Origin of the sequence: Ewingella americana (genome assembly GCF_006438725.1) — a bacterium.
Lineage (GTDB): Bacteria > Pseudomonadota > Gammaproteobacteria > Enterobacterales > Enterobacteriaceae > Ewingella > Ewingella americana_A.
Map to the genome: position 1 here is coordinate 700,903 of NZ_RCZD01000001.1, position 13,923 is coordinate 714,825.

The following is a 13,923-nucleotide window of genomic DNA, read 5'->3' on the forward strand; positions in this document are numbered from 1 at the left end:
CGGCTCCTTAAGGCAACAGACCTTTGACGTTGATCGGTTTGGCTTCGTTTTCGGCTTCGCCTTTCGACTTGCCGTCAACTGCCATACCGGCCATCCGGTAGAAGTTATATTCCGGATATTTACCCGGACCCGAGATCAGCAGATCTTCTTTTTCGTACACCAGATCCTGACGTTTGAACTCACCGAGTTCGAAGTCCGGCGTCAACTGAATAGCCGTAGTCGGGCAGGCTTCTTCACACAGACCGCAGAAAATACAGCGCGAAAAGTTGATACGGAAAAACTCTGGATACCAACGACCGTCTTTATGTTCCGCTTTTTGCAGTGAGATGCAGCCGACCGGGCACGCTACCGCACACAGGTTACAGGCTACGCAACGCTCTTCACCGTCGGGGTCGCGCGTCAGCACAATACGGCCACGGTAACGGGCAGGTACGTTAACTTTTTCTTCCGGGTACATCTGGGTTTCGCGCTTGGCGAAGGCGTGCAGGCCTATCATCCACAAGCTACGAACCTGGGTGCCGAACCCGACAACTATGTCTTTCAATGTCATGGTTAAATCACCCCTTATTACGCGTTGTACAAGATGACCGCAGCGGTCGCCAACAGATTAAGCAAGGTCAGCGGCAGGCAAACTTTCCAGCCGAATGACATCACCTGGTCGTAGCGCGGACGCGGCAGAGCAGCACGGATCAAAATAAACATCACCATGAAGAACGCGGTTTTCAGCGCAAACCAGATAAACGGCGGCAGGAACGGACCCTGCCAGCCACCGAAGAACAAGGTGACAATCAGTGAAGAGACGGTAACGATACCGATGTATTCGCCCACGAAGAACAGACCAAATTTCATACCGGAGTATTCAATGTGGTAACCGTCGGCCAGTTCCTGCTCGGCTTCCGGTTGGTCAAACGGATGACGGTGACACACCGCTACGCCCGCTATCGCAAAGGTCAAGAAGCCAAAGAACTGTGGAATGATATTCCACATGTGCGCTTGAGAATTGACGATATCTTGCATGTTGAACGAACCGGCTTGCGCCACCACGCCCATCAGTGACAGGCCAAGGAACACTTCGTAGCTCAGAGTTTGGGCAGATGCACGCATCGCGCCTAACAGGGAGTATTTGTTGTTACTTGACCAACCAGCGAACAGCACCGCATAAACGGTGAGGCCAGCCATCATCAGGAAGAACAGAATACCGATGTTGAGATCAGCTGCAAACCAGGTCGGCGTAACCGGCACGATGGCGAAAGCAATCAGCATGGAGCTGAAAGCGATCATCGGCGCGAGGGTGAAAATCGCGCGGTCGGTGAACTTCGGTACCCAGTCTTCTTTAAAGAACATCTTGATCATGTCAGCAACCAGCTGCAGCGAGCCGCCCCAGCCGACACGGTTTGGTCCGTAACGGTTCTGGAACAGGGCCAACAGGCGGCGTTCACCGAAACTCATGAACGCACCACAGGTCACGACCACTAACAAGATCACTATGGCTTTGAGCACGGCGATAAGCGTCGCGATCACTTCAGGTGTAAACCAGCTCATCGCACTGCCTCCCGCAGATTTTCAACCGTTGCGCCAACCAGAACCGGAGGAATTCCCGGCAAGCCCAGTGGCAAACCAACCTGTCCCTGACTCAAGGTGTCACTCAGGCGTACCGGCAAGCTCAGTGTCTGGCCGCCACAAGTGAATTCCACTTGCGAACCGGCATTGACGCCTAACTGCGCGGCATCCGCTGGGTTAACCATCACGTAAGGTTGTGGCATACGCTGCTGAATCACGCTCGCACGTTGGCTCATCTCTTCGCTGCCGAACAGATGATAGTACGGAGCAACACGCCATTCGGTAGTCGAAGCGATGAAGGCCGCAGGAATGTCGGAGAAGTAATCCAGCGTCCCTTCGCCTGCTTCGATCATGCGCACACCCGGATCACCGTGACGCAGGCTGCCCCCCACTTCGCTCTGGAATTTGTTCCAGGCTTGTGGTGAGTTCCAGCCCGGCGCCCAGGCAAACGGCACCTGGTTACGTTCGGCTAACGGGTTGTTGTTCCCTTCCATTGAGAAGGCAAACATGGTGTCTTTATCTTGCGGTTGACGCGGTTCATGCACGCTGATGTTGGCGCGCATGGCGGTACGTCCACTCGAACGGTGCGGAGAACGGGCCAGTTTCTGACCGCGAATACGGAAGCTGGCGTTAGGAGCAGCTTCTACCATGCCTTTCAGCTGTGGCAGTGCTTCAACACAGGCTTCAATCACGTGATCAAGCTGAGTCCAGTCAACGTGGCGGCTGTTAAGCGTGGAGTGCAGCGAATGCATCCAGCGCCAGCTTTCCAGCATCGCGACGGTGGTGTCGTAATACGCCGGGTCATAAACCTGGAAGAAGCGCTGGGCGCGGCCTTCCTGGTTCACCAGCGTACCGTCACTTTCAGCAAAGCTTGCCGCAGGTAGGATCAGGCTGGCCTTATCCATAATGCGGGTACGCTGATGGTCAACAACCAGCAGATTTTGTACTTTTGCAAGAGCGGCATCGACTGTAGCTTCTGGCGCATGACGGTAAAGATCATTTTCCATCACGATGGCACTATCCGCGCCGCCGTTGGCCAGCAGTTCCAGTGCCGCGTCCAGCGTACCGCCACCAATCATCGACAATCCGATGCTGTTGGCCGCTGAAGCGACAAAGGTAATTCCGACGTCACTACCGCGGGCTTTCAGCGCTTTCGCCACGTTAGCGGCTGCCGCGATGATTGCGTCACTGCCCGCATTGCTGCCGGTAATGATCAACGGTTTACGTGCATCCGTTAAGGCCTGCACGATCACGTCGATTTTTTTGTCGAGACCGGCCGCCAAATCGGTGACCGCCGGGGCTGAATTATCCAGCGCATGAGCGATGGCGAAGCCGAAACGGGCCTGATCATCCACCGGCGCACGGTAATTGTAGGCAGCGATATCATCGAGGCGGGTGTTATCGACGTTGGTCATAAACAGCGGATGCTTCGAGTGCTGACCAATGTTCTGGATTGCAGCAATCTGCCAGTCAGCAACGCGCTGGGCCGCAGCCATCGCGCGGGCCTTGCCTTTCACAGCCTGACGTACAGACAGCGCAATACGCGCACCGGTCTGGGTCAGATCTTCGCCCAGAATCAGTACGGCGTCATACTCCTCGATTTCACGCAGCGCTGGCGTATGCACGCCGCTGTTGCGCAGAACGTTGAGCATCAGCTCAAGGCGGCCCTGTTCGGCAGCGTTGATGCCGGTATAGAAGTTGTCAGCACCGACCAGATCACGCAATGCAAAGTTGCTTTCGAGACTGGCGCGCGGTGAACCGATACCGATGGTTTTCTGTGCCTGACGCAGAATATCTGCCGCGCCCTGCATTGCCTGTTCAGCGTTCAGTTCGATCCAGTCGTTGCCACGCAACTGCTGTGGTTTCTTCGGACGATCTTTCGCATTGACGTAGCCATAGCCGAAACGGCCACGGTCACACAAGAAGTAGTGGTTCACGGTGCCGTTGTAGCGGTTTTCGATACGGCGCAGTTCGCCATAACGCTCACCCGGGCTGGTGTTACAGCCAACGGAACACTGCTGGCAGATGCTTGGCGCAAACTGCATGTCCCATTTACGGTTGTAGCGTTCGGAGTGCGTTTTGTCGGTGAACACGCCGGTTGGACAGACTTCTACCAGGTTACCGGAGAACTCGCTTTCCAGCGGGCCATCTTCCGGGCGACCGAAGTAGACGTTGTCGTGCGCGCCATACACACCCAGATCGGTACCGTCCGCATAATCCTTGTAGTAGCGGACACAGCGGTAACAGGCGATGCAGCGGTTCATTTCGTGAGAAATGAACGGGCCGAGATCCTGGTTGTTATGGGTGCGTTTGGTGAAGCGGTAGCGACGCATGCTATGACTGGTCATGACCGTCATATCCTGCAGGTGGCAGTTGCCGCCCTCTTCACACACTGGACAGTCGTGCGGATGGTTAGTCATCAACCACTCGACCACACTTTCACGGAACTCTTTGGCTTCGCCGTCATTGATGGAAATAAAGGTTCCATCAGACGCCGGTGTCATACAGGACATCACCAAACGACCGCGCGTGTCTTCCGCGTTTTGGTATTGCTTAACCGCACATTGGCGGCAAGCGCCGACGCTTCCCAGCGCCGGATGCCAGCAAAAATAAGGAATATCGAGGCCAAGAGAGAGGCAAGCCTGCAAGAGGTTGTCCGCTCCATTTACATCGTATTCTTTGCCGTCTACATGAATCGTAGCCATAGTCAGCATGCTTCCACGTGGCCCACTTTACAGCAGGCGTTAATCAAAAATTCTTGCCGGGTTGGCGATTATCATCTTGGCAGCGCGTCCTTTTTAAGGCTTCGCACGCAGTGGGCTCACCGTCCACTGTCTGTTGCCACTCTGTCTACTTAATCTGCTACCAACGCTGTTTGAGCAGATTGTTTGGCTGAATGCCGCCAATTGCCCGCGCATTGCTGTAATGCTGTTTGGCGATGCCCGCTTCAAACTCTTCCCGGAAATATTTAATCGCACTCTGCAATGGCTCCACGGCACCCGGCGCGTGTGCGCAGAAGGTTTTGCCCGGACCCAATTGACGGCAAAGCTGCTCAAGGGTTTCGATATCCCCCGGCTGGCCTTCACCACGTTCCAGTGCGCGCAGGATCTTCACACTCCACGGCAGACCATCACGACATGGCGTACACCAGCCGCAGGACTCGCGAGAGAAGAACTCTTCCAGATTGCGGACCAGCGACACCATACCGATTTCATGGTCGACAGCCATTGCCAGACCAGTACCCATACGGCTACCGGCTTTACCGATGCTTTCGAAATCCATGGGCAGATCAAGGTGATCGGCCGTCAGGAAGTCGGTCCCTGCTCCGCCCGGTTGCCAGGCTTTGAATTTCAGGCCATCACGCATGCCACCGGCATAATCTTCCAGGATTTCACGTGCAGTGATACCAAAGGGTAGCTCCCAAACGCCCGGGTTTTTCACCCGACCCGAGAAGCCCATCATTTTGGTACCGGCATCATTACTTTTGCCTGCGGAAATGCTTTTGTACCACTCGACGCCGTACTCAATGATGGCTGGTACGTTGCACAAGGTTTCGACGTTGTTCACACAGGTCGGTTTACCCCACACGCCGGATGATGCCGGGAAAGGGGGCTTGGAGCGCGGGTTAGCGCGGCGACCTTCCAGGGAGTTGATCAGTGCAGTTTCTTCACCGCAGATGTAACGCCCGGCACCGGTATGCACCACCAGCTCGAAGTCAAAACCGGTGCCGAGGATATTTTTACCCAACAGTCCAGCCGCTTTGGCTTCTTCAATAGCTTTGCGCAAGTTCACAGCCGCTTCGATGTACTCACCGCGCAGGAAGATGTAACCACGGTAGGCTTTCAGCGCGAATGCTGCGATCAACATGCCTTCCACCAGCAGGTGTGGCATTTGCTCCATCAGCAAACGGTCTTTATAGGTACCCGGCTCCATCTCATCGGCGTTACACAGCAGATAGCGGATATTCATGCTTTCGTCTTTCGGCATCAGGCTCCACTTCAAACCCGTGGAGAAACCTGCGCCGCCGCGCCCTTTCAGGCCAGCGTCTTTGACTAAAGACACCACGTCATCCTGCGCCATACCTTTCAGTGCTTTCTCTGCACCGACGTAGCCATTTTTGCTACGGTATTCGTCGAGGAAAACCGGTTGTTCATCTTCACGCATACGCCAGGTCAGCGGATGCATTTCCGGCGTGCGGTCGATCTGTTTTGGTGTAAATCCCTGGAATGTCATAAGTAACGCTCCAATAATTCACTGATTTTCTCAGGCTGCAAACGACTGTGTGTGTCCTCGTCGATCATCATCGATGGACCTTTATCACAGTTGCCCAGACAGCAAGTTGGCAGCAGGGTAAATCGCCCATCTTCGGTCGTTTCGCCCGGTTTGATGTTCAATTGCTGCTCGAGAGCGGCCTGGATGCCCTGATAACCGGTGATGTGGCACACCACGCTGTCACAGTAACGGATCACATGGCGGCCAACCGGCTGGCGGAAGATCTGGCTGTAAAATGTCGCCACGCCTTCCACATCACTTGCCGGAATACTCAGGATATCAGCAATGGCATAAATTGCGCCATCAGGAACCCAGCCTCGGTGTTTTTGCACGATTTTCAGTGCTTCGATAGACACCGCACGCGAATCTTCGTAGTGATGTTTTTCATGCTCAATGGCTTCGCGCTCAGCGTCATTGAGTTCAAACGCGGGTTGCACGTTTGGCTCTGAAACGTTGATGAACTGAAGCTCTGAATTGTTGATGGAATTTGTCATCGTTAGCGGTCCACATCTGACATTACGAAATCGATACTGCCCAGGTAGACAATTAAGTCCGAAACCAGGCTGCCACGGATAACTGATGGGATTTGCTGCAAATGCGGATAACTTGGCGTACGAATACGGGTACGGTAGCTCATGGTGCTGCCGTCACTCGTCAGGTAGTAGCTGTTGATCCCTTTGGTGGCTTCAACCATCTGGAAAGATTCTTGCGCAGGCATAACCGGTCCCCACGACACTTGCAGGAAGTGCGTGATCAGGGTTTCGATGTGTTGCAGCGTGCGCTCTTTCGGTGGCGGCGTTGTCAGCGGGTGATCGGCTTTGAACGGGCCTTCCGGCATGTTTGCATAACACTGTTCCAGGATACGCAGGCTCTGACGCAACTCTTCCACTTTCAACATCACGCGGGAGTAACAGTCACTGACGCCATCACCGACCGGCACTTCAAAATCGAAGTTTTCGTAACCTGAATACGGGCGCCATTTGCGCACGTCAAACGGGATACCCGTTGCGCGCAGGCCAGCGCCGGTGGTGCCCCATGCCAGCGCGTCATCCGCGTTGTAGGCTGCAACACCTTTGGAACGGCCAATCAGAATGGTGTTTTTCAGCGCAGCTTTGACGTAGGAGTCTAAACGGGCTGGCATCCAGTCCAGGAATTCACGCAGCAGACGTTCCCAGCCTTTCGGCAAGTCGTGAGCCACGCCACCGATACGGAACCAGGCCGGGTGCATACGGAAACCGGTGATCGCTTCAACCAGATCGTAGATTTTCTGACGGTCGGTAAAGGCGAAAAACACGGGAGTCATCGCACCGACGTCCTGAATGAACGTACTGATGTAAAGCAGGTGGCTGTTGATGCGAAACAGTTCGGACAACATCACGCGGATGGTGTTAACGCGGTCACCTACGGTGATCCCGGCCAGTTTTTCAACCGCCAGCACGTAAGGCATTTCGTTAACGCAACCGCCAAGGTATTCGATACGGTCAGTGTACGGAATGTAGCTGTGCCATGACTGACGCTCGCCCATTTTTTCCGCACCACGGTGGTGATAACCAACATCCGGTACGCAGTCGACAATCTCTTCGCCATCAAGCTGCAGGATGATACGAAAAGCACCGTGCGCAGACGGGTGGTTTGGACCGAGGTTGAGGAACATGAAGTCCTCGTTTTTGGTACCGCGCTTCATGCCCCAGTCTTCAGGCTTGAAAGTCAGCGACTCCATCTCCAGATCTTCTTTCTGCTTGGTCAACTCGAAAGGATCGAATTCGGTCGCGCGCGCAGGATAGTCCTTACGTAGCGGGTGCCCTTCCCAGGTCTGCGGCATCATGATGCGCGTCAGGTGCGGGTGGCCATCGAAGGTGATACCAAACATTTCCCAGGTTTCACGCTCATACCAGTTGGCGTTCGGGAACACCTTGGTGATCGTTGGGAGATGCAGGTCGTTTTCCGCCAGCGCGACTTTGAGCATGATGTCGCGGTTACGCTCAACAGAAAGCAGGTGGTAGAAAACGGAAAAATCCGCGGCCGGTAAACCGTCGCGGTGGGTACGTAAACGCTCATCCATGCCATGCAGGTCAAACAGCATGACATAAGGTTTTGGCTGTTTGCGTAGAAAGGTGATCGCTTCAAGTATCTGTTCGCGCTTAAACCATACCACGGGTATTCCGGTACGGGTCGCTTGAACAGTAAAGGCCTCAGGCCCAAAACGGTTGCGCAATTCGCCGATGACCGGATCATCAAGATGATCGCGGGTCTGCCATGCTGGCTGAGCGGTGTCTTGCGTCGTCAAATCTGTCATTTTATTTTCACCACACTAAATGGTCATTTATGCCGTAAGGGGGGATCCGTCACCCTCAGGGTTGACTCTCAGACCGCAGTGTTAAATCTCGTCAGGAGACTTCAGATTCGTCACGGCGATACGCTCTGCACGTTTACGCTCTTTCTCAGATTGCATATTCGCGCGGTAAACGCCCTGATCACCAACGACCCACGACAGCGGGCGGCGCTCTTTTCCGATGGACTCTTGCAGCAGTAACAGGGCCTGCATGTAAGCTTCAGGACGCGGCGGGCAGCCTGGGATATACACGTCGACCGGCAGGAATTTATCCACACCTTGCACTACGGAATAGATGTCGTACATGCCACCTGAATTTGCACAAGCCCCCATGGAGATCACCCATTTCGGCTCAAGCATCTGATCATACAGACGCTGAATGACCGGGGCCATTTTGGTGAAGCAGGTGCCAGCAACGACCATGAAATCAGCCTGACGCGGCGAAGCACGCAGAACTTCTGCCCCAAAACGCGCAACGTCATGCACCGCAGTGAATGACGTCACCATTTCAACGTAGCAGCAGGAAAGGCCGAAGTTGTAAGGCCAAAGAGAGTTTTTGCGACCCCAATTCACCATCCCATGCATCGCCTCTTCGAGGTTCCCCATAAAGACGCTGCGTTTAACCTGCTCCTGAAGAGGATCGCCAACGATCTCTTGTTTTTGCAGGGGGTACCGGTCGTTCTCACCGTCCGGGTCTATGCGGGTGAGCGTATAGTCCATCTTAATGCCTCGCTATTACTTACTGCGGATGACTGTTGGTGTTAATCACTGGGCTCGGCTTAACAGGTCCTTTCGAACGTGTTGGTGTCCAGTCCAGTGCGCCAATACGCACCAGATAAAACAGACCGGCTAACAGGACTAAAATGAAAATGGTGGCTTCAACGAACCCGGTCCACCCGCTTTCACGGATAGAGGTTGACCATGCATAGAGATACAGGGCTTCAACGTCGAAAATAACGAAGAACATCGCAACCAGATAGAATTTGGCGGAAAGACGCATGCGGGCGGTACCCACAGATGCGATACCAGACTCAAAAGGTGTGTTTTTGTATCGCGCTCTGGCTCTCCCGCCAAGGAACGCTGCGCCCAGTAACATCAGGCAACAAAGACCCATTGCGACGATCAGAAATACCGCGAACGCCCAGTGTTGAGCGATAACTTCAGTGGCTGTTGACATACTCTTATACTTACTCATCAAAAGCGGCGCTATAGCATCTGCTCTTTGACGGCAGCTTGCGCACCACATCGATTCAAGGGAAGGATTAATAACCACACCGTTTCACGGCTTATAAACGGTTTAAGCCAGTGATTTACTGTGGGCTTTTTACCCCTTTCTATAACCTTTTGTCAACTTAGACAAAAGTATCTCCACATTAATTTACATGCGCATCATTTTATTAACATAACATGCGGCCACGATGTGCTAAATCGTGTCAGTTAAATTGTCTGACAGAACAAGGGCATGTTCTCGGGATTAATGCTTCGGGTTAAACAATAACATTGTCTGAGGAATAAACGGTTCTTCCACGTTAAAAACAAGGTTATTTTTTTGATCCAGCACACGTTTTAGGCAACTTTGGCGCTAAAAAACACAGCGATTTAACAACTTTTTTTGAAAACCAAAACTGAATACGCATTCTGGAACCAAATAAGCAACGCCAAAAAATGACAAAAAAATCTGTTGTATCACTTTTCCTTAAGCATGCAATGCTCAACAGCAATGGCGACTTTCAAGGGAGAATAGCGGAGTTTAATAGTAATAAATAGAGCTTATAATTACCAAAGAATATCAAAGCTTCGTTTTCATTACTTTTACTACTTATTAGGAGGGATAAGCCTTTACCCCCCGTCCTCAAACTTACCGAAGGCTGGGGGTAAAGTGGACTCAGAAAATGAGCTTATGCTTTGGGTTTTGCAGCGTTGACCTGTTGGTCATCAACCGCAGGACGCTGAGCATATGAGTTCAATGAATACGGGTCGTTGCCCTGCTCTACGGCGTTAAAAATTGCCATGGCCAATTCATTTTCACAATGCGCGTTCTTATACAAAACATATTGCGTATCAGGCAGGCGGGGTAAACCATCCTGTTCGCCCAACACCCGCAGTTCAGGACTCATCATCTCAATCGGTCGAGCAGTCACGCCCAGTCCGGCCCTTACGGCAGCGCGGATAGCAGATAGCGTCGACGCAACGTATGCAATGCGCCAAGGGATGCCTGCTTGGTTAAGGTAATCGATTGCCATAGACCGGTAAGGGCTGGGCTCATCGAGCAAAACTAATGGCACGCTGTCACCCGAAGGATAGGAAAAATCAGCCGAGCAGTACCACAATGTTGGAGAAGTCCGTAACACGATATGCGGATGATCGGTCGTGGTCATGGTGGTAATGGCCAGATCCACTTCCTCACTTTCCAACATTGAAAGCATAAACGGGCTGCGCTTTACCCTGACATCAATAGAAAGTTTAGGGTACACAGACGTCACGCGGCTGAGAAGGAACGGCAGGATCGTGTCTGCGGTGTCGTCAGAAGCCCCGATGACAATTCCGCCCTGCACATTGCTATACATAAGGGACGTGCAGGCTTCATCGTTAAAACGCAGTATTTTTCGCGCGTATCCCAACAGTTGGATACCGTGCTCAGTCAATAATTTATTACGTCCATGTCTGGCAAACAGCTCTTTCCCTACCAGTTGTTCGAGACGCTGCATTTGCTGGCTGACCGCTGATTGTGTACGACATACCGCAGCTGCCGCTGCAGCAAACGTATTTAAATCAGCGACTGCAACAAAGGTCCTCAGCAGATCTAGGTCAAGATTGAGGATTGGACGATTTGCATTTGTCATAGTTTTTCTTCACTTTTAAAATCTAATAACAAGCTACCCTGATTAATGCGGCAAAATCCCCCGCAAAATGCAGAATACCAGATATGGCAGACACTCACTCATTTGATAAGTAGAAATGAGAAATATTTCTGCAATATGATTCAAATTTATGGGGAATTTTCCCTCGTTATGTTCTTGAGCCCTAAATATTGCCACATCCCAAATAAATAAAAATGATTAGAGCAACTGATTTTAGACTTTTTGGTCATTAGTGAAATGCCATTGCCCCCTGCCGAGTGACCCCCTGCTAACAGGCCTCTCAGCCTAGTCGCTGCTGCACAACGGCTACTAAATATAAGATTTATTGATTAATAACATTAATTACCTGAAATATAATCGAGTAAATTCATTGATTCAGTTAGAAAACCCTATAATGAATGTGTCCATTAAGTTAAAGCAAACTTAAGAGTTTTCCACTTTCATTGTTATTATCATTACTTAGCACAAATTACTTATATTGATTCGTCTGGCTTACGAATTACTGGTTTGCATTTACATTGCGCTTACGAAGATCTGTTAATTTATCCAGTACTTCATAAAAAATAGACATAAACACCTTAGGATATCTTTTATACACTAAACATTATCTGAAGAATCTGTGTCAGCTCTCTTTTTTAATTTTCCCTTAATATCCCTAAGCTTAGCTCAGCCCTTAAATTATGCAGTCGGTAAGACAACAGACACGAACATCCGTAGGTGATCGCAGGTAAAGGCCACTCAATTAAAATATTATTCTTTATAAAACATAAAAAGTAGAGCATTAAATCGTAAAATATAAAATCATAAACATAATATTTCAAAATCACTATAGCACGTGCTGTTTTACACCAAAGCCTGACGCCCCCCTTCAAAAGCCACGCTGGGGGGAGTAAATTGTGCCCTTCGCTTTGTTCCACGGCCGTTATGTGCCAGGGAAGAACAGGCTTTACAGAAAAAGGCTCACATTTCATGTCCCCGATTGAAAAATCCCGCAAACTGGACAACGTCTGCTATGACATTCGCGGCCCGGTGCTTAAAGAAGCAAAACGTCTGGAAGAAGAAGGCAATAAAGTACTCAAACTGAATATTGGCAATCCTGCGCCGTTTGGATTTGATGCGCCGGACGAAATTCTTGTCGACGTTATCCGTAACTTACCGACCGCCCAGGGTTATTGTGACTCGAAAGGCCTCTTTTCTGCCCGTAAAGCGATCATGCAGCACTATCAGGCTCGTGAAATGCGCGACATGACCGTTGAAGATATTTATATCGGCAACGGCGTTTCAGAATTGATCGTGCAATCTATGCAGGCGCTGCTCAATACCGGCGATGAAATGCTGGTCCCGGCACCGGATTACCCGCTATGGACTGCAGCCGTATCACTTTCCGGCGGCAATGCCGTTCACTATCTGTGTGATGAAGGAGCCGACTGGTTCCCTGATCTGGACGATATCCGCGCGAAAATCACTCCGCGAACTCGCGGTATTGTGATCATCAACCCGAACAACCCGACCGGTGCGGTGTACAGCAAAGAGTTGCTGATGGAGATCGTCAAAATCGCCCGTGAGCATGACCTGATCATCTTCTCAGACGAAATCTACGACAAAATTCTGTATGACGATGCCGAACACATTTCCATCGCCACCCTGGCACCAGATTTGTTAACCGTGACCTTCAACGGTCTGTCAAAGACCTACCGCGTGGCGGGATTCCGTCAAGGCTGGATGGTCCTAAACGGGCCGAAAAAACACGCGAAAGGCTATATCGAAGGGCTGGAGATGCTGGCCTCAATGCGGTTGTGCGCTAACGTACCTATGCAGCATGCGATTCAGACAGCACTCGGCGGCTATCAAAGCATTAGCGAATTCATTCAGCCTGGCGGACGACTACTCGAACAGCGAGATAAAGCCTGGGAATTGATCAACCAGATACCCGGCGTGTCCTGCGTGAAACCAAAAGGTGCGTTGTATATGTTCCCGCGCATTGATGCCAAGCGTTTTAATATCCACGACGATCAGAAAATGGTTCTCGACTTGCTGTTACAGCAAAAGGTTCTGCTGGTTCAGGGGACGGCGTTTAACTGGCCTTACCCGGATCACGTGCGCATTGTGACCCTGCCACGCGTAGACGAGCTGGAAATGGCCGTAGGCAAACTTGGCCGGTTCCTCGAAACCTATCGTCAATAATGCTCATGGGCGTGGCTGCGGCTGCGCCCTGCTTTATCTTTCCCTTCGCCCTTGCCGATTGCCCCTCGACTGCTCACAATAGAATCTCATTCGCTGTTGTTTTGAGAGTCTTATGAGCCAAAGCCACTTTTTTGCCTACTTATCCCGTTTGAAACTGATTAGCCGCTGGCCGCTGATGCGCAATGTGCGTACAGAAAATGTGTCTGAGCACAGCTTGCAGGTCGCGTTTGTGGCCCATGCACTGGCCGTGATTAAAAACCGTAAATTTGATGGGCACCTCAACGCAGAACGCGTGGCGCTGCTAGCGATGTATCACGACGCCAGTGAAGTACTGACCGGCGATATGCCCACGCCGATTAAGTATTACAATCCGCAGATCGCCCATGAATACAAAAAGATAGAAAAGATTGCTCAGCAGAAAATGATTGAGATGCTGCCAGAGGAACTTCAGGCCGATTTCCGTTCGCTGATCGATGAGCATTATTACAGCGAAGAAGAAAAGCTGACGGTGAAACAGGCTGATGCGCTGTGCGCCTATCTGAAGTGCCTCGAAGAGTTGTCGGCGGGAAATACTGAGTTCACCTTGGCGAAAGCCCGTCTGGAGAAAACTCTCGCACTGCGCCAAAGCCCGGAAATGGACTATTTTATGGATGTCTTCATTCCGAGCTTCAGCCTGTCACTGGATGAAATCAGTCAGGATTCACCGCTGTGAAT

Annotated in this window: 11 protein-coding genes; 2 read left to right on the forward strand and 9 right to left on the reverse strand. The window is 51.5% G+C overall.

Features of this window, described 5'->3' with window-relative positions:
* Positions 1 to 7: 7 nt before the first annotated feature.
* The 9 genes from nuoI to lrhA form a co-directional block, all read right to left on the reverse strand.
* Positions 8 to 550 carry an NADH-quinone oxidoreductase subunit NuoI gene (nuoI, locus tag EAH77_RS02935; RefSeq protein ID WP_140470287.1) on the reverse strand — a complete coding sequence of 181 codons (543 nt, stop codon included), beginning with the start codon at positions 548 to 550 and terminating at the stop codon, positions 8 to 10.
* A gap of 17 nt (positions 551 to 567) precedes the next feature.
* Positions 568 to 1,542 (reverse strand): NADH-quinone oxidoreductase subunit NuoH, encoded by a 975-nt coding sequence (gene nuoH, locus EAH77_RS02940; protein WP_140470288.1) that lies wholly within the window; start codon positions 1,540 to 1,542, stop codon positions 568 to 570.
* Positions 1,539 to 4,265: an NADH-quinone oxidoreductase subunit NuoG gene (gene nuoG, locus EAH77_RS02945; protein ID WP_140470289.1), complete on the reverse strand. Its 2,727-nt coding sequence runs from the start codon at positions 4,263 to 4,265 to the stop codon at positions 1,539 to 1,541. The genes nuoH and nuoG overlap by 4 nt, the downstream gene beginning before the upstream one ends.
* Before the next feature lie 157 nt (positions 4,266 to 4,422).
* Positions 4,423 to 5,793, reverse strand: a complete 1,371-nt coding sequence (gene nuoF / locus EAH77_RS02950) for an NADH-quinone oxidoreductase subunit NuoF (protein ID WP_140470290.1) — start codon at positions 5,791 to 5,793, stop codon at positions 4,423 to 4,425.
* Entirely contained in the window at positions 5,790 to 6,326 is a 537-nt protein-coding gene (gene nuoE, locus EAH77_RS02955; protein WP_140470291.1) for an NADH-quinone oxidoreductase subunit NuoE, read from the reverse strand. The genes nuoF and nuoE overlap by 4 nt, the downstream gene beginning before the upstream one ends.
* A gap of 2 nt (positions 6,327 to 6,328) precedes the next feature.
* Positions 6,329 to 8,128, reverse strand: a complete 1,800-nt coding sequence (nuoC, locus tag EAH77_RS02960; RefSeq protein WP_140470292.1) for an NADH-quinone oxidoreductase subunit C/D — start codon at positions 8,126 to 8,128, stop codon at positions 6,329 to 6,331.
* An 81-nt stretch (positions 8,129 to 8,209) separates the two neighbouring features.
* A complete protein-coding gene (locus EAH77_RS02965) occupies positions 8,210 to 8,884 on the reverse strand; it encodes a NuoB/complex I 20 kDa subunit family protein (protein WP_140470293.1) in 675 nt (224 codons plus the stop codon).
* A 19-nt stretch (positions 8,885 to 8,903) separates the two neighbouring features.
* Positions 8,904 to 9,341: an NADH-quinone oxidoreductase subunit A gene (locus EAH77_RS02970; protein WP_140470294.1), complete on the reverse strand. Its 438-nt coding sequence runs from the start codon at positions 9,339 to 9,341 to the stop codon at positions 8,904 to 8,906.
* A 721-nt stretch (positions 9,342 to 10,062) separates the two neighbouring features.
* Positions 10,063 to 11,007 (reverse strand): transcriptional regulator LrhA, encoded by a 945-nt coding sequence (lrhA, locus tag EAH77_RS02975; protein WP_140470295.1) that lies wholly within the window; start codon positions 11,005 to 11,007, stop codon positions 10,063 to 10,065.
* A gap of 987 nt (positions 11,008 to 11,994) precedes the next feature.
* Here lrhA and EAH77_RS02980 point away from each other — a divergent pair.
* The gene (locus tag EAH77_RS02980; protein WP_140470296.1) at positions 11,995 to 13,209 is read left to right on the forward strand and encodes a pyridoxal phosphate-dependent aminotransferase; all 1,215 of its coding nucleotides are present in this window, start codon (positions 11,995 to 11,997) and stop codon (positions 13,207 to 13,209) included.
* Positions 13,210 to 13,321: 112 nt separating this feature from the next.
* A complete protein-coding gene (gene yfbR, locus EAH77_RS02985) occupies positions 13,322 to 13,921 on the forward strand; it encodes a 5'-deoxynucleotidase (protein WP_140470297.1) in 600 nt (199 codons plus the stop codon).
* Positions 13,922 to 13,923: the final 2 nt, after the last annotated feature.